The sequence below is a fragment of the Candidatus Hydrogenedentota bacterium genome, assembly GCA_012523015.1.
GTDB lineage: Bacteria > Hydrogenedentota > Hydrogenedentia > Hydrogenedentales > CAITNO01 > JAAYBJ01.
The window spans coordinates 43016-62995 of sequence record JAAYJI010000164.1 but is presented as its reverse complement, the minus strand read 5'-3'; the positions used below and the strand labels follow the sequence as shown (position 1 = coordinate 62995).

Below are 19980 nucleotides of genomic sequence, written 5' to 3'. Positions count from 1 at the left end.
GCTATAAAGTGCAGGGTCGTGGTGAACAGCAAGCGCGTCGGCTGCGCAATGAAGCGCTGGAACTCCAAGGCGCCGGTTGCTTCGCCATCGTTTTGGAATGTATCCCCTCAGAATTAGCCACACAAATTTCCGAAAGCCTCGCCATCCCGACCATCGGTATCGGCGCCGGAGCAGGCTGTGACGGACAGGTACTCGTATCCCATGACATCTTGGGTTGGGGCAAGACACGCTTTGCAAAAACCTTTGCCGACATGCGTACCGTCATGCGAAGTGCTTTCGCTTCCTATATACGTGAAGTCAAAGAGGGCAGTTTCCCCGCTGAGGAGCACGGCTACAAATGATGCAATGGCGCGATCCAAGAGCTATGCGCGCGTGGTCAGAAACGCAGCGCTGTGCAGGGCGAAGTATCGGATTTGTGCCGACCATGGGCGCACTGCACGCGGGACACCTCAGTTTGGTCGAGGCAGCAGCCGCGCAAAATGATTGTGCTGTGGCGAGTATTTTTGTGAATCCGACCCAATTCGCGCCTCATGAAGATTTTGACGCCTATCCCCGAAGCTTGGAAGATGACCTGCGACAATTGGAAACATACGGCGTACAAGCGGTATACTTGCCCACTGCCGCTGTGATGTATCCTGAAGACTACGCCACCTTTGTGGAAGTCAATCAAGTAAGCGAGGGTTTATGCGGCGCGAGCCGACCCCATTTTTTTCGAGGCGTGGCAACAGTGGTAACCAAACTATTCAACGCTGTGCAACCCCATCGTGCCTATTTCGGGCAGAAAGATGCCCAGCAATGCGCTGTTATAAAACGGATGGTTCGCGATTTGGATATGGGTATCGAAATTAAGGAAATGCCCATTGTCCGTGAAGCGGACGGCCTCGCCATGAGCTCGCGCAACGCTTATCTAAGCGCAGCAGACCGCAGCAATGCATTATGTTTGTCTCGTGCGCTCTTTGATGCGGAAGAACGGTTGCGCCGAGGCGAGCGCAGCGTGGAAGTGCTCATTGACGCCGTTAAAGCGGCCATGGCACCGGTGAATATGGAATATGTGATGTTGGTGGATGCCGATACAATGGGCCCGGTAGAACAAATAGCGCGCCCCATTCTCCTCGCCGTGGCGGCACAATTACCGACAGCGCGATTAATCGATAATATTAAATTTGATCCGACAGAAACCGCTGTTTGAAAGGATAGATGTCCGGTTCTGTTTGGAGCCGTAAAAGGAGTATAAGGTCAAATGCTGTTAACCATGATGAAAAGTAAAGTACACCGCGCCACGGTGACCGAGGCAAACCTGAACTATCAGGGAAGCCTGACCTTGGACGAAGACCTTATGGATGCGGCACAAATGCATGAATATGAACAGATTCATGTACTGAATATCAATACGGGCGATCGTTTTGTTACCTATATTATTAAAGGGGAACGAGGCAGCGGAACGGTATGTCTCAATGGTGCCGCAGCACGCTTGGGTCAAGCAGGCGACTTGATTATTGCCATCACCTACGGGCAGATAGACGCCGCCGAAGCAGCACAGCATAAGCCTGTCATGGTTCATGTTGACCACAACAATCACATTACAAGCATTGACTGATAAAGCCATACGCCCTTTGCGGAAGCCTAGCCGCGTTGGCGCAAAAGAGCTGCGCCCCCGCTAATCCCAAGCGCGCGCTTTAACCCACCTGTCCCCTATCAACACCCTGCCTCTTCGCTCATGCCAAGGCCGAACAATAAAGGTTTACCATGTTCCGATTCGTTATCCCTGTCATGCTCCTATGCTTTGTTTCGATGCTTTCTCTTCAAGCGGCGGAAGAAGCAGAATACTCTTTCGATATTTGGGATTGGACAGAACCGGCGCTGGAGCCCCTTCTCTTTAATACGTGGGTGAAAGAACTTGCAGACTTGGGTTTTACCCGTGTGGAACTGAGTGTGCCCTGGTATCTGCTGGAAACGGAGCCCGGCCGTTATGATCTAAGGTGGCTTGAAGAACGGATCCACTCTTGTGAAAAGCTTGGGCTCGGTATGCGGCTGCGCATCAACAGCTATTATCCGAAGATGATCCCCGATTGGTACGAGGGCGATCGGTGGATGGATGTGGATGGAAAAGAAATTGAGTATGCCATCCCCTCCCTCATGGACGCGCGTTTTTGGGAACACTACGCGCCCTTATGCACAGAAATCGCAAAATGCTGCCGCAATCGCAATGTCTTATACAACGCTTTCATCGGCATTCATGGGGAATTGAAATATGGGCACTGGTGGCATTATGACCCCGCCACACTGAAGGCGTGGCGCGAGGTGATCGCAGCGCCCCGACCGGCATGGCTGGCAGAGGCAGCAGGTGATCACCCCTTACCCGATTATCCGCCCGAACCGGAACCCACGGCCGGGCTGCCCGATACGAGCCCTGTCACAATGGCGGTTATCGCCTTTCGCGAATATTGTTGGCACACAGCACTGCAGCGCTTTGAGGAAGCACTGAAAGCCGGCGATCCCGACGCGCGCATTTCCGCTCCCCTCGGCGAAAGCTACCGCCGTGAAAGCGCAGCCATGGCGAACTTAGATTATTTTGGCTTAACCCGCGGCGCAGCACAAGTGGTTCATTCCTACGATTTCTTTTGGCACGCACAAGATCCCGGCTGGGTCGCAGCGGCAAGCGTGGCGGCCTTTCAACGAATCACCGGGCTGCCCGTAGTCTTCGAGTTTGACGGAGCCGCCACACTCGAGACGCTCGGCTATACACTGTCCCAACTGCTTGCCATAGGACAGTCCGCAGCACAAGCAGGCGCAGGACTCAAGATTGCCAACCGCTCGTATTTGTCGGCGTCGCCCTCAGCACAACCTGAGCTTCGCGAATTGCTGCAGCTCTGGCGTGAACAGTGGCGTCCTCCTCTAATCTCCGAACGCAAGGAAACCGTTCTTCTCTTTTTTTCAAAATGGGCGAACTACCTCTACCGTGAAGATACGGAATGGCTTCATGATGCTCAGTTCGGCGTCTATAAATTACTCGTTGACGCCAAGATCCCTGTGCGGATTATTAATGAAGACAATCTTGATGAAGATCTCAGCGGATACCGAGCCTTCTACATGGCGTTCTCGCCGCGCAACCTGTTGCCCTCTTCGGCGCGCAAAAAAATTGACACACTGCCCCTCTTGATCATTGAGGATTTCCCCGAAGCGCCGGCGTTGAAAAACAACAGGGCAACTGGCCTTGCCTCCGGCATCGCCCAACCAACCGTATTTGTGGAAGACTGCCCGGTAGGCGCAGAAGAGCTGGCCCATCTCGGCGCTGGCGATGACTATGCCTTAACACTTGGTGAGCGGCGCTTTTTCGCACACCGCCGGAACCATGTCGTGTGCGGATATCCCGTGGGTTCCCTCTATTTAAAAGGCCCTGATCCCATGGTGCATCAAGGTCTGATTTTATGGGCGCTGCAACAAGGCAGCTGAAACCTTTTTCTGAATCCGACAAAAAAGTTTCGATTAATACCCTTCAATTTTCTTTTCGTCAAAGTCGCCAAACCAATCCTTAAGTTTCTCTTTTGCTTGCTCCCTCACCTCATCATCAATATAGGCTGCAACAGTAGCAAGAGCGGCCGCCATAACGCTGAGATCGTCTACATATCCAACTCCCGGTAAAATATCAGGGATAAGATCTATGGGAAAAATAAAGTAACCTAATGCCCCTATTATTGCAGTCTTTGCCCATGGAGGCGTTGAAGGTTTTTTCAGGGTGTAGTATAAAAGCAAAGCGACATAAATCACCTTAATCCCCGCTGATTTAGCGTAGCGTATTATTTTATTAAAAAAAGATTCCTCTGAATAATGCTTTTCGTATTTCTGATTCATGGGACATCTCCTTCTGTTCCCTCGTATCAAGTGTATTTTAGAGATTGCAGATTCACACTTAAAGTGCTCCCTCTTTCACAAAACAATAGTACTGCAAATTTTCGATACTAATCCTCTATAATGATAGGGTAGCGTTTCTCCATTATATACCCCATGTTTTCATAGCTCAAAAGGAATACAGCCCTGTTTACCCGAAATAAAACTAAAATTGTATGTACCATCGGTCCCGCTTCCGAATCGTCCCATAGTATGGCAGGACTTTTACGTGCAGGCATGAATGTTGCCCGGCTGAACTTTTCACACGGTGCTTTTGAATGGCACGAAAAGATTATTGATCGGCTTCGCACTGTATCGCAGCAAGAAGGCAGACGCCTTGCCATTATGGCGGATTTACCCGGGCCCAAAATTCGTATTGGCTTGTTGGAAAACGAAGCGATACACTTGAAACAAGGCGACGATTTTACCCTGACAACAGAAGAAATCGTAGGCGATGAAAAACGCGCTTATGTGAGCCTGCCCACGCTGCCCGACAGCGTCAAGGTGGGTGATCAGCTCTTCCTCAACGACGGCATCATCCATCTGGAAGTGTGCGAGATTATGAAGACTGATGTCCGCTGTACCGTTCTTGTAGGCGGCGATCTTCTTTCCAAAAAAGGAGTGAACCTGCCGGGTATTGATCTGGGTATCAGTACCTTCACAGACAGGGATCATGAATGCCTGCGATTCGCCTTGAGCAAAGGAGTTGATGCCGTGAGCCAATCCTTTGTGGCGTGCGCGTCAGACATCCATCTCTTGCGTAACACAGCTGCCCAAATGGGGAAGAACCCTTTTATCATTGCGAAAATAGAGCGCACCCAAGCGCTGGATCATGTGGACAGCATTATTGATGCAGCGGACGGGATTATGATTGCCCGCGGCGACTTGGGCGTGGAAATCCCCTTGGAACGCATCGCTATCGTGCAAAAACAATTGACCCATCGCGCGAACCGCGCCGGCAAACCGGTCATCACTGCCACCCATATGTTGGAATCCATGGTGGACCGCCGTCGGCCGACGCGCGCAGAAGTCACCGATGTGGCGAACGCTATCCTAGACGGTACCGACGCGGTCATGCTCTCCGAGGAATCCGCCTTAGGCAGCTATCCTGTAGAATCTGTGGAAATGCTTTGCAGCATTGCTGCGGGCACCGAGCCCTACCGCCCCTCAGAAACGGCTTGGGAAGCCAACGCCAATTATGAGAAAGCGGACGACGATAATTTGACTGACTACATGTCACGGAATATCAATCATATTGTGGACAGCCTTGAACCTGCGGCAGTTATCGTGCCCACCGCCTCAGGTCATACGGCAAGGATGGTATCGCGCTTCAAACTTCCGTTGTGGATTGTCGCCTTTAGCCGCGACGAAAAAGTATGCCGTGATCTGCAATTCTCTTACGGTGTCCATGGTTGCTGCGAAGAAGAACGATCCGGCGATTGGAAAAGCTTTATTCATGACTGGATGCGCAAGAACGGGCTTCCTGCCGATGGTATGGCGGTACTCGTCCGCGGACCGTCCCGTGAGCATCCCGACGCAAATCACAGCGTCGAAATTATTTTGCCCAACGCGTAATGATCCGGGGCGGAGACCAACGGCGTCACCACTACGCAACGCATGTTCGCCTCTGATTCGATTTAAGACGCGCTCGCCATGACATAAATCCAACGCCCTGCGTAGGCAGGCACCGCGTCAAGGATCAGGATCCCCGCTTCCAGACGAGCATCAAGCACAGCGCCGCGGCTGCCCGGGTGTGCGCCCTGTGCGCATACCTCCACTTGCGTCGCCGTACCCAATTCCGGGACCGGAATGCGCAAGGTACCGGAACCATGATAGAACAGACTCAGCACGGCACCGCCGGGAATCGTTCGGTCTTCGCGAACCGGAGCCCAAGCAATGAGCGGCATGGCCTGATCGGCAAAGGTGGTGGTGATCCCGTCCACCGTGATGGATTGGCTATGACATCCTGTAAAGGCGATGAGCGCGCCCTCGTCATTGACACGAAAACTCAGCGCATGATTGCCGTCGTATGAAACTTTCTTTCCATTCACCTTGAAGTCTTCCAAGTGAATGCGTCCGTCAGGCAGATCAAGAGTCTTTATCAGCGCTTCATCCTCTTCCTGTTTGCGCGCGAAACCGCCGGGCCAATCCTCTTTTAAAGCGTGAAGATGGGGCGCAACGGCCACCGTCTTATTGGGGAAACGGCAACAGAGGTAGTCCGTAGTTCGGGATAGATATTCTGTATTGTCGTTGACGCCCGGGAAAACGCCCGTTGGCGGATAGACACCGAGTGCGACAGCGATTTCAAACCAATGGCGCATTTCATAGCCTAGACTTTTCGATTGATCGTCGCGAGGGCGAAAGCCCAAAGTCGTCACGGTACCCGCGCCAAGACTTCGAAGGGTACCCACCGTATGCTCTTCCACCTGAGCGACCACTTCCGTATCCGCCGCCGCTGTCACGGGATACACCCGATCCACCAAGAAAGAGGTCAAGATGGGCATATCGGGAACAGACGCCAAGGTCCCCGAGAAACGGATATTTCGTCCCGGCAGCAAAAGCCCGTCTTCTTCCGTAGGCGTGTAGGTGGTACCGGTGAGCGTCTCCCATTTTTCAAGAATGGAATCGCCCGCCCTGTTAATCAACGGCGGCGGTCCCGACCAGATCACTTGCCCGCCCTGCTCTGCTAAATCGTGCATCATCGCAAGCAAGGCTTCTTCTGGGAAAGGTTCAAAGAGGGCGGCAAGGGTGGTGAAACGGCGTCCGCCCAACAGTATAGCGCCATCTTCTACCCGCCCCATCTCAAGGAGTTTTTCTTGGGTCACATAATTCGTGTAGCCGTATTGGGTCATCCAACTGCCGAAGCGGTCATTGACCGACACCAGATCAAGAGGATAGAGCATGAGCATTTCCACATCGCGATGCTCCATATCCTGAACCATGCTGAAGTGAGCCGAGCTAAAAGCGCCGAAGGTATTGACCAAGGCATTGCGCAGATGACTGATAGCGCCGGGCATCCCCCAGTGCGCACAATAGGCGTAGGGAATGGGATTGAGAATGCCCGTGGAACAGGCAAGGGCGAGGGCGTAGTAATTACGGTCCAGCCATCCTCCTTCGGGATGATCGTTGCCGCCGCCCGTGAGGAAGTCGTTCCATTTAAAATAATCATGACAAGCGGAGGCGGCTTGATGGACCGTACAAGACCATACAAAATTCGGCGTATATTCGTATTGCTGTTGCGGCCGGTTTTGCCGTTCCACATACCAATGATCAATGGTTGGGCTTTCCGCCCACGTCGCATGAGCCCGTGCCTCCAGACGATGTCCCATCAATCCTTCAACATGTTCTTTGGCGGCAGCGAAAAGATCGACCACCCCATTTTGCAGCATTCGGTAATAATTGGAACGCATCAACGCGGTGCGCCGTATATCCTGCGGTGATGATCCGAATACGTGCATCACATCCATGGTGGCCGTTAAATTGTTAACCGTATCTTCCTGACCATTGACAAAGTAGATCATATACTTTGCAAAATCTTGATAGGCTTCACCATAGCGTTGCGCGAATCGCTTTTCGAAACCCGGGCTCACATAGCGCAGCGCAAATTGTCCGTGATCATGATGTCCAAAATAATTCCAATCTTGTTGGATGTGCATTTCATCACTGTAAAGACCGTTCAACAGAACACCAGCCGCACTATAGCGGTCGCCGAGTTCAGTGAGATAGGGCAGCGCCGAATCGCTAAAATAATCCATTTCCGGCGTACGGTACAGCTGCACGACACAGACCCGATCCAGTCCCTCAGCGCCGCCGCTTCCATGCACGCGTACGCGCACTGCCCCATAATCACCGCTATTATTTTGCAGTCCCTCAAAGACCTCAACGGACGCTGTATCGCTGATATCGACAATGTCTTCAGGCCGCACGACGCGGTAGGGTGTACCGCCAATAGGGCGTTCTCGAAAGGCAAAGACGCGCACACCATCATCCTTCACTTCAACGACACCTTTATTGTTGCCCCAGCGCTGCTGCCGCCAGAGGGACACGCTATAAGCGCCTGTTTCCGGATCGCGCAACCCTTTGCGTACATGCATCCACCGCCCAGATTCACCTGTCGCTTCATGGTATCCGGGCCCGATTTCCAGAGGAGAGAGGAGACTCAGTTCCAAGCCTAAACCATAGCCCTGTGCGAAGCGGCTGATCACGCCAATATGTTCTATGTAAGCGTCACGGTCCGGCGTTAGTTGGCGCGGCTCTTTGAGACCGCCTTCCCTGTATTGGGAAAAAAAGCCATCGAAGGCAAAGATCAACGTCCGTTGTCCCGCGGCTTGGGCACGCTCACAAATCTCACGCAAACTTTCAACTCGCTTGTCGTAGGTCAAGCTTAAATCTACTTTCGCATCGGGGTCCGTCAGTGTCCGCAATTGCTCATCATTCACCAGAATAATATGTTGGCGGTTGAGCAAAAAGCCATAGGGCCCGGGATAGCGGAGCAACTCGCCCGAATACACCAATTCGGGAACGACCTCCGCGGCATCAACAGCGTAAAGAGGGGCGGCGCCAAAGACAATCAAGAGGGAGAAAAGCAGGGTGCAAACAAAAGAAACAGCAGTAGTATTCATAAAAACAATCCTTCAGGCTTAGACGGAAGTGAAGCATACTTCTTCAAGTACGTAAGACAAAGTATAGGGGAAAGACAGCTGTATAAACCACCTCTTTTCTTCAAAAAATCTAGGCCGCTTCGAAATTTATTGGTCGTCTCGGCTTTATAAACTTCCATGGAATAGCCGCCTTATTGGTTGTGTTTTCTCAACGGAGTATGCCACACTATTCGTAGTGCTTGAATCTACAAAAGGAGCCACACCATGAAAACATCCCGCCTGCTGTCTGTTGTTCTGCTGACACTTTTTTTAGTGCCCGCCTACGGTCAGGAACCCCTTCTTAAAAAACTGGAAGATCCCGTAGAAGAGAGGCTTCAAAGCGCGCAATCGACCCAAGCCGATCAGACTGATGTAGCAGTGACCGTTTATAACAGCAACCGTGCTTTGGTACGCGATCGCCGCGCCCTGAAAATGCTGCCCGGAGAACATCCCTTGCGCTTCATGGATGTAGCCTCAGCCATTATTCCGGAAACGGTGAATCTCCGTTCATTGAACGATTCAGGGGCACTCCATATTCTCGAACAGAACTATGAATACGATCTGATGAGCCCGGATAAATTGATGGAAAAGTATGTGGGCAAAGAAGTGTTGCTCGTGAACAAAAACACCGATTACGATTTTTATGAACAGCCGGCAACCTTGCTCAGCGTCAATAACGGTCCCGTATATAAAGTGGAGAATAAGATCTATCTCGGTCATCCGGGCTATGTGGTACTGCCCGAAATCCCCTCCGAATTATTCGCCAAACCAACCTTGGTCTGGTTGCTGGACAACCAAGGCACGGATCATGAAGTAGAAGTCAGTTACATGACAAACGACATCAATTGGCAGGCCGATTATGTACTTACTATGAATCGTGAAGAAACGCTTATTGATCTTGAGGGCTGGGTGACCCTTAACAATCAGTCAGGAACTACTTATCAAGACGCCCAATTGAAGTTGGTCGCCGGTGATGTGAACGTGGCTTCCCCGCAATATCGCATGCAATCGAAACAAGTCATGGCGGATATGGCGATGGCGGGCGCAGCACCCATGATGGAGGAAGAGGCCTTTTCGGAATACCACCTTTATACCTTGGAGCGGCGCACAACCATAGCGGAAAATCAAACGAAGCAAGTAAGCCTGCTCCGCGGCAGTAATATTACCGTTGAAAAAGAGTATCAATTCCGAGGCAGTACGACAAATTACAGCCCTCAGCGGAAACAACAGCAGAATCTACATGCTGATGTGGTCTTGAAGTTTAAAAATTCTGAAGATAATGGACTCGGTATTCCCTTGCCCGCAGGTGTCTTGCGTGTGTATCAAGCGGACAAGTCGGGTATGCTCCAATTTTCCGGCGAGGATCGCATCCAACATATCCCGAAAAATGAAAATGTCCGTTTGATTATGGGCAGAGCATTTGATGTAGTAGCCGACCGCGTACAGACTGAGTGGCAATCGCTTGGACCAAGGACTGAAACAGCCTTTACCATTTCAGTGCGCAATCGCAAAGACACGCCCATTACCGTAGATTTGATTGAGCCCATGCCCAACGCTAATTGGGAGATCATCGAAGAATCTGCAGCCCACGTAAAAAGAGATGCACAGACGATCGTCTATACATTAGCCGTCGATGCAGATAGCGAAGCAATTCTCACGTACCGAGTAAAGAATATAATTTTTTAAGATGAAACAATTGACCACTGCACAAATGCGCGAAGCCGACCGCCGCTGTATTGAAGACTTGGGCATGCCCGGCGTCGTATTGATGAACAATGCGGGCACAGCAGTCTTCAACCACATCACCCGCGGACCTGTAGGCGTGGTTTGCGGTAAAGGCAACAACGGAGGCGACGGCTTTGTGGTCGCGCGGCTGGCCCTCTTAGCCGGATTTGAAACCCGAGTGGTGCTGACAGCGGAACCTGATGCCGTCAGGGGCGATGCTGCTGTCTTTATGCGCTTGTACCAAAATATCGGCGGCTCCCTGATCAGCGCTGCTACAGAAGAGGAAGCAATCCAAGCCGTGACGGCACTGTCGGACTGCGCGGTACTCGTCGATGCTCTTTTAGGCACCGGTATCAAGGGCAGCCTTCACGGCCCTGTTCGCGCTGCTATCGCCGCATGGCCCTCCGTCTACACGATCGCTGTCGATCTGCCCTCCGGCATGGATTCTGATACAGGGCAATCCTGCGGGCGCTGCATTCGCGCTAATCTTACCGTGACCTTTGCCTTTGCCAAGCAAGGTTTTGCTGCTCCGGAAGCACGCGCCAATTTAGGAAAATTGGTCGTGGCAGACATCGGTATTCCTGATTGCTGCTCTGATGATGAGGCTTGGGCACGGTGTAAACCGGCGCCAAGCCGTTAACCCTCAGCGTAATTGTCAGTAATTAACGAGAATAAAATCCTGTCCGTCAAAATAAATAGACTCATCTATTTCAAAAAGGGTGAACGGATCGTCCACAGCTTCATCAAAATCAAAGCGTAACATGGCGCCAAAGGAGGCAAAAGGCAGGGGCTGCGAACCGGACAAGGTAATCCATTGTCCGTCTTCGCCGTCATCCTCAATATCCATGGTCCAATTTGCCAACAAGCCATCATTCGAGGCGCTGACCACCGAAGTCGTAAAGGGGTAAGCGCTCTGTACGTGCAAACGTAAATCTTCAATGCCGTTGGGCACATAGGCAGCCCGTAAAAATACGGTGGAATTATCCGGCGTATCGGACTGCATCAGCACCACCTTGCCTTGCAGCGGGTCACCGGCATAGCTGAGGGCACGGAACGATTTGTCGGCGCGCCAGCTCGCTTCCGTATTGCCATAGATCAGTTTAATAGAGGGTGTCACGTTTTTATTGTCCCGGCGCAGGCTTGCCCACCGAATGACATACTGACCGCTGAGATCTTCCACCACACGTTGGAAGGAATAATGAAGCTCTTCGATGGAAGCTGCGGAAATAGCGCGGCCTCCCGTGCCCAAGGCAACTGTTATCAAGTCGGCGGCTTCCATAGTATCGCCGAAGGTAATAACAACGATACGTACGCCGAGTTTTTTGGCAGAACTAATAATGCTCGGCGCACTTACAAGACTGGATGTGTCGATTCCATTGCAGAATAAGACGATATATTTTTCGTCGGTGGCATTGGATTCCAACGCACTGAAGCGAGACAAGGAAGACGCCAGCGCATCATATACCCGTGATCCGGATGCCCAACCACTAAACTGTTCCGCCCTGATTTTTTTTATTTTATCGGCCACATAGGCGTGATTCATGGTAAAGGGAATCAGCAGCGAGGAGCTCAGGTTATCCCGATAAAAGCCGCTCACCCCGACAAATACGTCTTCGTTTAATTCGGGAAGCAACATGTCGGTGACCGCATTTTCCATCTCATCAATGGCGTTGGGAAGATTGCGCATATAGGCACTATAATCCAGAATGACTTCCATCCATAATTGCCGTGCCGCGCCACGCTGCATGAGCAAGCCGTGGGAAGGTCCTACAGCCAGATCATCCTCCCAGCCATAGACTTGGAACTGGGCGGGTTCTCCCGTAACGGATCGGTTTGTTCCATCACGCAAGGAAAAAGCCAACTCCACCAAATAGGGTGAACTATAGGTCACCACCGGCGTTTGGATATTTAGTTTATCCAGCCGCTCTACAAGGCGATCCTGCACCACCTTGACACGGATAGAAACAGACTTTACGCCTGGGGCAGACAAGGTAATGTTGCCTTCATTTTCTCCTTCTTTGGTAATGAGGCTGCGATCAATACGCACTTCAATCTTGTTTCCGACCAGGCTCCCGCCCCTAGGCGCTTCGCTTGGAACAACGTCCGGCGAAACCAAGATCCAATTTTTGTTCGGTTTCACATGGATGTCTATCGTACCCAGTTCGGTACTGGCATTCGCCACATCAAAATACATGGGGTTCGTATCACGTTCGAAATTAAGTTCGGCGCGGCTCACCCAAATGGCATCTACATCGCAGCCGGCAAGGAACAGCACGGAAAGGATACAGAGACTGAGCAGCCCAAGTTGTTTTTTAGATGACATAAAATCTACCTCCTGAGTTTTGAAGCGGCTTAAAGCCAACATTCTTGGGAGTAACATCGAGAATCACTATTATAGTTTCTACTACTATTTTACACATATTTGTATCGGATCTACTACTTCAAGAATTAAAATGCTGTGAAGGATTGCAGTTCTTTATGTTATTAACGCCAACAGCCACTCTCAAGTACTTGCAAACCATCCAAATACTCACGGTCGTGAGCCGCATACATAAAGCACTCCATCACTTCGCCATCTATAAGTACTTTGACGCGGAACCTGTCAAAGAGCACACCAACACCTTCATAGCGATCTATATGTCTAAGTACTTCATCATCGATTTCCCACACTTCACCCTTGATTGTACCGGTTGGCGTATCCATGGACACCGTCGGAAAGCCGCCGTCATACATTGTATATTTATCTTGGGTCTCACCGTCTCCAATAAATGCAGCGTTGCCCCATTGACTCAGCTCTGCCCTCTGTCCTCGTTTGAGCGTTCCATAAACAAATACTTTGTGCATTCAAAGTCCCCTCAAGGTTATAATCATTGGGTGCAACTACCCAATGATTTGACTGCAACTGCATTTCTAACTATTATACCATTGAACTTCGATAGTGTCACATCGCCTACAGACACTATGCATCGAATCCCTGTTTTATAATACGAATTTTAACCGAAAATCGGATACTTATTTTTGATATGAGTCTCATACGACTGGAAAATGTCTGTAAAAGCTATTCCGGGGAAAGACTCCTGGATAATGTCAACTTCCGCATAGAAAACGGAGAACGGATCGCACTGATCGGACGCAACGGTACGGGTAAAACGACCCTGTTTCGCTTAATTACGGGTGAAACAGAAACGGATGGTGGTGTGGTAGAGCGTATGCGGCGTATACGGACGGTCTACTTGTCTCAAATACCGGAAGTCTCACCCGAACAAAGCATTTATGAAATTGCTTTACATTCCTTTGCTGATTTGCTTGAACAAGAAAAAGTGCTGCAGGAACTGGAGCATCGGCTTGCGCAGGACTCGGACGAGGTATTGTTGACGCGCTACGGAGAATTGCAGCATCTCTTCACGCAACAAGGCGGTTATGAATTTCGCGTGCGCACCCGGCAAATACTCTGCGGGCTGGGCTTTCATCCCGATGAATTTACCAAGCCTTTCCAATCCTTAAGCGGCGGCTGGCGCGCACGGCTCCTACTTTCCCTTGCTTTGTTGCGCGATGCCGATCTGCTGCTCCTCGACGAACCGGAAAACCATCTGGATATGGAGGCGCGCGAATGGCTGGAAGAACATTTGCGTAACCGTCCCGAAGCCATCGTACTCATCTCACACGATCGGCGCATGGTCAATACCCTGGCCCGTCGTGTGATCGAATTAGAACGGGGCGAAGCCCTATGCTTTACAGGCAATTATGATCGCTGGTTAAAAGAGAAACTGCTTCGCCGTGAGCAGCAACAACGCGCCTTTTCGCGGCAAGATGCCTTTATCCAAAAGGAAATGGCATGGATTGACCGTTTCCGTTATAAAAACACCAAGGCGCGGCAAGCTCAAAATAGGCTGAAGCGCTTGGAAAAACTGGAGGTCGTGGAAGCACCGCCCGCTGAAATGGGAGCCGCCTCTTTTCAGATGGGCGCCGTGGAACGGAGCGGAGACATCGTATTGAACGCCCAAGACCTGAGTATGGGCTACAACGGATCAAGCCTCTACAGCGGTCTGTCCTTTTCGCTCCATCGCGGCGACAGGCTTGGTATTATCGGACCCAACGGATCGGGAAAAACAACCTTGCTGCGGCAATTGATCGGCAAACACAAAGGATGGAGCGGTACCATTTGGATGGGCGCCAACGTGATGCCCGCTTTTTATGATCAGCATCAGGAAAGCCTGCAAAATGATCGGGATCTGCTCAGCGAAATGCAGGCGTTTCGGCCCGATTGGTCGGCACAGCTGTGCAGAAACCATCTTGCCCGATTCCTATTCACCGGCGACGAAGTATTTAAAGCCGCCTCCATCTTAAGCGGTGGTGAACGCAGCCGTCTCGCCTTAGCAAAATTGGTCGCCTCTGATGCCAACTTGCTGCTCCTTGATGAGCCGACCAACCACCTGGATATGGCGTCGCGGGAAGCGCTGGAATCAGCTTTGGAGGACTACGAAGGTACACTGGTCGTCGTCAGCCATGACCGAACCTTGATTGATAAGGTGGCGGAACGGCTTGTGGTCATTGAAGAGGGTAAGGCGCAGCTCTTTTACGGCAACTTCTCCGATTGGCGTTTATACCAAAAGGAACAAGGTCTGGAAGAGCGCAGGATTGTTGATGAAGAAACCGTGGAGCGCCGCCAAAAACAGAGCGCTATCCGAGAAGAGAAAAAAGCCCAAGAACGGGAAGACCGACGCAAACAACGACGCGTTGAAGCCCTGGAAAAAGAAATCGAGGCTGCAGAAGACGCCATAGAAGCCTTAAACAGCCGCTTCGCAGAAATTGATCCGGCCGACTTTTCTCTTGCACAGTCGCTTAAAGAAGAGTATGATACGATTCAGCAAGCGGTAGAATCTTTATATGAAGAATGGACCGCACTTCAGGAAGAATAAGGTAACGGGAGAGAAAGAACAGCAATCCCTTTTCTAAAACAATCTGACACGCCGAATGTTTATTCTCCGCGGCAAAGGCAGCTATAAGGAAAAAACATGTCAATCCCAAAACAAATTTGTATGAGTCTGCTTGTTGTTTTTTTAAGCACAATCCCTGTGATCGCACAGGAATTGGTCAAAGAAAAAGACATCGTCATTTATCAGGATGAACGCTTTTACAGCGCCTTTCCCTCCATCATAATGCGGCCCGACGGAGAATTGATTACCGCATTTCGACGCGCCCCGGAACGGCGTTATCTCGGTGAAGCCTCTACCGATCATACGGATCCCAATAGTTACCTCGTTTTGGTGCGGTCGCAAGACAATGGAGAAACGTGGAGCACAGAACCGGAATTGATCTTTGCCCACCCCTTTGGCGGCTCTCAGGATCCCTGTCTCATTCAACTCAAAAACAATAATCTGCTTTGCAGCAGCTATGGTTGGGCACGGATCCAGCCCGAAGTGGCAGAAAAGATTGATACCATCGTCCATGACGGCGGCTTTGTTTTTATGGGCGGGTATTTGCTTCAATCTGAAGATGGCGGAAAGCACTGGAGCGGACCCATCATACCGCCGCCCGTACCGGGCAAAACAGAACAAAACCTATTCAAAGAGCCTTGTCCCGCCTATAATCGCGGGCCCATGTGGGAAGGACGTGACGGATTGCTCTACTGGGCGGTGGCGTGTCGGGCAGACTCAGAATCCGGCCGTACGGAAGTACATTTGATGGTTTCGCCCGATGGGGGAAGCACTTGGGATTACCGCTGCCCTATCGCAACAGACCCTGAAATTACTTTCAACGAAACGGCGTTGATCGAAACACAAAAAGGCACGCTCATTGCCTTTTTGCGTACCGCATACCTGGATGACCACACCGTCGTGGCACGCTCGGAAGATGGCGGCAAAAGCTTTTTACCATGGGAAGATACCGGATTCAAAGGACATCCCCACTGCGCCACGTGCCTGCCCGATGGCAGGATCTTGCTCGTCTATGGGTACAGGCATAAGCCTTACGGCATCAGAGCGCGCATATTAGATCCCGAAGCAACGAATTTCGCAGACAGTACGGAAATCGTCTTGCGCGAAGACGGCGGCAATAGTGACCTCGGTTATCCGTGGGTCACCGCCATGGCAGACGGCCGCTATCTTGTCGTCTATTATTTTAATCAAGACAATGGAATTCGCCACATTGCGGGCAGCATCCTGTCCTTAAATTCGGAGTAATGATCTGTTTTTTCGCGTCGCCACGGCAAAATCCGAAGCGTGAAAAGAGCGGAAGCATTGCAAAATATCTTCCTGCTAGCAATTTGACGGCGTTTTTGTTACACTATAGGGTGTATGCAGAAAGATGGATAAGTGCATACCCAGTACCTGTACGAATAGTTATTGCATCAAAGCGATAAAAAGAAGGTATCATGACAGCCCAAACACCAGAGCCATGGATCAAGCCACAGGAAAGTAATGCCGTGCCCGATGCGAAAGTGTCGGATACCGCATCCGCACTGCAGCAGCTTGAAGACGACGCCCTGATGGCAGAACACAAAAAGGGGTCGGAAGCCGCTTTCGAAGAACTGGTTCACCGCTATCAACGCAGTATCTTCGGCTATGCCTATCAGATGTTACGGAATAAGCATATTGCCGAAGAAATTACACAAGAAGTATTCGTGGCGCTCGTCCACAACGCCGACCGCTACAAAAGGCAGGGCAAATTCGCATCCTATCTTTTCGCCATTGCCTCCAATAAGATACACAAGGAATGGGAACAGCGCCGTACACGCCCCAAGTTTTTCAGCCTGTCTTTCTGGAACAATACGGCAGTCAGCGAAGATGACGACAATATTCCCATGGACGCCATTGAAGATGAAACGGCTTGTGTCGTTCATGCCTTCGAATTGGGAGAAGTATCAGAGGCCGTTAACGCGGCATTGCAACATTTATCAGAACATTATCGGGAAGCCTTTGTGCTCCGCCGATTTATGGATTTGTCGTACGAGGAAATTTCAGAAATTACGGACTGCCCCATAGGCACCATTAAATCCCGCGTTGTACGGGCAGAGCGGGGACTAAGACCTCATCTGGAACGATTTCGGGAATATTTACAAGATTAAACGGAGTCCCATCCTATGCGACTCAATTACAAGGGCATCGGTCATCCGACACAAGGCCAACTGGTAGACTTTGCAGAGTCATTGCTTGATCCCAATGGCTCTGTCTCGTCCTTGTTGGCAGCGCATATTGCTTCCTGCTCCCGTTGTGCCGGGGAAATCAGGCGCATGCGCACCTCCCTTGAGCTGGTGGAATTATCCTCTTCTCCCGCACCATCCGGCGCCCTAACACAGGAAATCATTCTTCGAGCACGCCGTGAATTGAACCGACGCAGTGCCCCGCCTCCGAAAAAACAATACTTCCGCGCCTTTCAATTCGCAGCCTGTGCGGCGGCGTTACTTTTAATCACGCCCCTTTACTTTAGGACAGCGCTGCAAGACGCCGTGATCCGATCCGAAACAGCCGCTTTCAGCATGACATTACCTACCTATAAAAGAACGGATCATTCGGGAGAATTGTTACGGCATACGGCTGCACTGGAAGCGCTCTCCTCATCACCTGCTATCAGAAACGATGCACTCGACTCACCGCGCAAAAAAGAATATCGGCGGTCTCTTGAGTTGTTGGATAATGATTTGAAAGCGGCACAAGCCGCGCTGCAACGTAATCCCGGGCATAATCGCGCGAATCAGGTATTTGTTTTAAGCCTTGAACGTCAGATGGAAGATTTGCGAGATCTCTATTTTGACCGCAGTCTTTAGGGGACCTTATGACAGGAAGTAGTAAATGAAAGACATTCACGGGAGAAGGCTTTTCTTTTTTTTACTGTTGGCGCTGGTGATGGAGTGTACAGCAGGCGCACAAATCATCGAGAACATCCAGACCGGAATCGAAGATTTGGCACGGGGCATGGATTATCTGGGGCGGCGCACAGGCGAGATCATCGGATCGGGCTTATCCTTTTCTGAAGGGGACAGCACCGTAGTTGTCGCAGAACGTACCTTCGACGAACAATACTCCGTCGGCCCAACGCCCATGCTTTTCCTTTCCAATGAATTTGGTGAAATACGCGTCAATGTCTGGAACGAACGTCTGGTACGCATCAACGCCTCCATTATGGTCGGGGCAGAGACGCGGGCGGCGGCAGAACAAGTGGCAGAACTTATAGACGTCAACGTGACAGAAGGAATCGACTTTCTCGAGTGCCGCTCACAGCTGCCCGATATTAAAGGGGGCGGCAAGGTGTCCATGACCGTAAACTATCAAGTCTTGTTGCCCCGCGATGCGAATCTCTCTGTCGAAAACTATTTTGGTGATGTCTATGTCGCCGGTCTAGCCGGAACCCTCACTGCAGGCGTGCAATATGGCGACTTGGAATTGTCTCAAATCAGCGGTACCGTCCGCGCTCAGGTCATTGGAGCCTTCCAAGTGCGCGCCGCCGGCTTAAAACAAGGCGGTGTCTTTACCCTGCAAAATGCCGATGCCGATTTCAGCGATTTCCAAGGCGAACTTTCAGTCCAGCATTTCCGAGGATCCGTAACCTTCCGACGCCCCGCGCCCCAGTCGTCCATCATACTTTCCAGTGACAACGGGCACGTGCAGATTGTGCTGCCCGCAACGACCCGCCCCGATCTCAATGCGACCCTTTCCTACGGGAAGTTTGAATCGCAAGTGGAAGTTACCCGTCAAGAACGGGGCAGGCAATTACTGGTCAAACGATCTGATGCCGATGCAGATCACCACATCCTCATCAACGCGGCTTTCAGCGATGTCTCCATTGCCATGGAAGGCAAAAACTTTGAAGGTGCATTGCCTGCACATAGTGACTTCAAAGCCTTTACCGACCTCGTCACAGAAAACATTCCTATCTCTGAAGACAATTCTATGGTTCTGCAAGCCATACCCGGCAATATCCATATTGAAGGCATTGAAGGGACGGAGCTCTCCCTTGCGGCGACACGCGTTGTATGGGCGCCCTCGGTGGCAGCGGGTATGGGCGCGCTGGAGGCGCTGCACTTGGACACCGACCAAAACGCGTCGCTCCTCTCCTTGAAAAGCCTTGTTGCCGGATCCATGGCAACTTGGGGCTGTGAATCCTATCGCGTCGACTTTGATGTCCAAGCACCGCATAGCATGCCTATGGTCATCACCGCCGAGGAAGGGATAACAACCATTACCAACATGACCAACGGATGCCAATTAAGCCAGAAAAAAGGAGAGATCATTCTGGACAGCTGTCAAGGCGAATTGCGTATCGACAATAAAACCGGCGCAGTAACACTCAAGAACTGTGGCGGAGCAGCCGTGATCAACACACGCTCCGGCGCTGCCGTCGTGGAATCCATGGACGGCAATCTCGTCTTGAATGTGGCAGAAGGCCCGGTCTATATAGACGCCCCGGGAGGGGATGTCTCCATACATTGTAAAGGTGGAGATGTACGTCTCTTATCTTTGGAACCGGTTCGAGGCAACTACGACATCTTAGTGGAGGACGGGAATTTGAATGCCTTTATCAATCCAAATTCTGATGCTTCCATTACGGTTAGGACCGGCGGCGGACGCGTGCAAAGTGCCTTACCGCTTTTAGGATCCATTAACCAGGATGTCCAGGAATTTTTCGGACGCATCAACGAAGGCAACTACACGGTAGTCCTCGAAAGCCGTAACGGCGATGTCATTTTGAATTGAGCGCGGCTCACAGATTGACACAAAAGCAAAGAACC

General features: G+C 51.2%; 16 protein-coding genes. 12 read left to right on the top strand and 4 right to left on the bottom strand.

The features are described 5' to 3' along the window. The 4 genes from GX117_07295 to GX117_07280 all read left to right on the top strand — a co-directional run. Positions 1 to 341 (top strand): 3-methyl-2-oxobutanoate hydroxymethyltransferase (locus tag GX117_07295; protein NLO33143.1); only part of this gene is annotated, 341 nt, incomplete at its 5' end. Further along, complete coding sequence (locus GX117_07290) at positions 338 to 1189, top strand: pantoate--beta-alanine ligase (GenBank protein ID NLO33142.1); 852 nt, start codon at positions 338 to 340, stop codon at positions 1187 to 1189. The genes GX117_07295 and GX117_07290, both read left to right, overlap by 4 nt. 51 nt (positions 1190 to 1240) lie before the next feature. Continuing rightward, positions 1241 to 1597 (top strand): aspartate 1-decarboxylase, encoded by a 357-nt coding sequence (locus GX117_07285; protein NLO33141.1) that lies wholly within the window; start codon positions 1241 to 1243, stop codon positions 1595 to 1597. Between the two features lie 149 nt (positions 1598 to 1746). After that, the gene (locus GX117_07280) at positions 1747 to 3453 is read left to right on the top strand and encodes a hypothetical protein (protein ID NLO33140.1); all 1707 of its coding nucleotides are present in this window, start codon (positions 1747 to 1749) and stop codon (positions 3451 to 3453) included. A 33-nt stretch (positions 3454 to 3486) separates the two neighbouring features. Here GX117_07280 and GX117_07275 read toward each other — a convergent pair whose 3' ends face one another. Next, positions 3487 to 3852, bottom strand: a complete 366-nt coding sequence (locus GX117_07275) for a DUF1232 domain-containing protein (GenBank protein NLO33139.1) — start codon at positions 3850 to 3852, stop codon at positions 3487 to 3489. A 183-nt stretch (positions 3853 to 4035) separates the two neighbouring features. Here GX117_07275 and pyk point away from each other — a divergent pair, with 183 nt between their 5' ends. Further along, entirely contained in the window at positions 4036 to 5463 is a 1428-nt protein-coding gene (pyk, locus tag GX117_07270; GenBank protein ID NLO33138.1) for a pyruvate kinase, read from the top strand. A 62-nt stretch (positions 5464 to 5525) separates the two neighbouring features. On the opposite strand, the gene GX117_07265 is transcribed toward pyk, so the two are convergent. Beyond that, entirely contained in the window at positions 5526 to 8402 is a 2877-nt protein-coding gene (locus tag GX117_07265; protein ID NLO33137.1) for a hypothetical protein, read from the bottom strand. Between the two features lie 351 nt (positions 8403 to 8753). Between GX117_07265 and GX117_07260 the strand changes: the two genes are divergently transcribed. Together GX117_07260 and GX117_07255 are read left to right on the top strand one after the other, a co-directional pair. Then, positions 8754 to 10214 (top strand): DUF4139 domain-containing protein, encoded by a 1461-nt coding sequence (locus GX117_07260; GenBank protein NLO33136.1) that lies wholly within the window; start codon positions 8754 to 8756, stop codon positions 10212 to 10214. Between the two features lies 1 nt (position 10215). After that, the gene (locus GX117_07255) at positions 10216 to 10893 is read left to right on the top strand and encodes an NAD(P)H-hydrate epimerase (GenBank protein ID NLO33135.1); all 678 of its coding nucleotides are present in this window, start codon (positions 10216 to 10218) and stop codon (positions 10891 to 10893) included. A gap of 15 nt (positions 10894 to 10908) precedes the next feature. Here the strand turns inward: GX117_07255 and GX117_07250 are convergent, their stop codons facing one another. Together GX117_07250 and GX117_07245 are read right to left on the bottom strand one after the other, a co-directional pair. Then, positions 10909 to 12576 carry a hypothetical protein gene (locus GX117_07250; protein ID NLO33134.1) on the bottom strand — a complete coding sequence of 556 codons (1668 nt, stop codon included), beginning with the start codon at positions 12574 to 12576 and terminating at the stop codon, positions 10909 to 10911. Between the two features lie 161 nt (positions 12577 to 12737). Further along, a complete protein-coding gene (locus GX117_07245; protein NLO33133.1) occupies positions 12738 to 13097 on the bottom strand; it encodes a gamma-glutamylcyclotransferase in 360 nt (119 codons plus the stop codon). Positions 13098 to 13276: 179 nt separating this feature from the next. On the opposite strand from GX117_07245, the gene GX117_07240 reads away from it, so the two are divergent. From GX117_07240 to GX117_07220, 5 genes are all read left to right on the top strand, one after another. Next, positions 13277 to 15172, top strand: a complete 1896-nt coding sequence (locus tag GX117_07240; GenBank protein NLO33132.1) for an ABC-F family ATP-binding cassette domain-containing protein — start codon at positions 13277 to 13279, stop codon at positions 15170 to 15172. A 96-nt stretch (positions 15173 to 15268) separates the two neighbouring features. After that, on the top strand, positions 15269 to 16435 hold the full coding sequence (locus GX117_07235; GenBank protein ID NLO33131.1) for an exo-alpha-sialidase: 1167 nt from the start codon (positions 15269 to 15271) through the stop codon (positions 16433 to 16435). 191 nt (positions 16436 to 16626) lie between these two features. Continuing rightward, positions 16627 to 17319: an RNA polymerase sigma factor gene (locus GX117_07230; protein NLO33130.1), complete on the top strand. Its 693-nt coding sequence runs from the start codon at positions 16627 to 16629 to the stop codon at positions 17317 to 17319. Positions 17320 to 17334: 15 nt separating this feature from the next. Beyond that, positions 17335 to 18018 carry a hypothetical protein gene (locus tag GX117_07225; GenBank protein NLO33129.1) on the top strand — a complete coding sequence of 228 codons (684 nt, stop codon included), beginning with the start codon at positions 17335 to 17337 and terminating at the stop codon, positions 18016 to 18018. 25 nt (positions 18019 to 18043) lie between these two features. After that, positions 18044 to 19945 (top strand): hypothetical protein, encoded by a 1902-nt coding sequence (locus GX117_07220; protein NLO33128.1) that lies wholly within the window; start codon positions 18044 to 18046, stop codon positions 19943 to 19945. Positions 19946 to 19980: the final 35 nt, after the last annotated feature.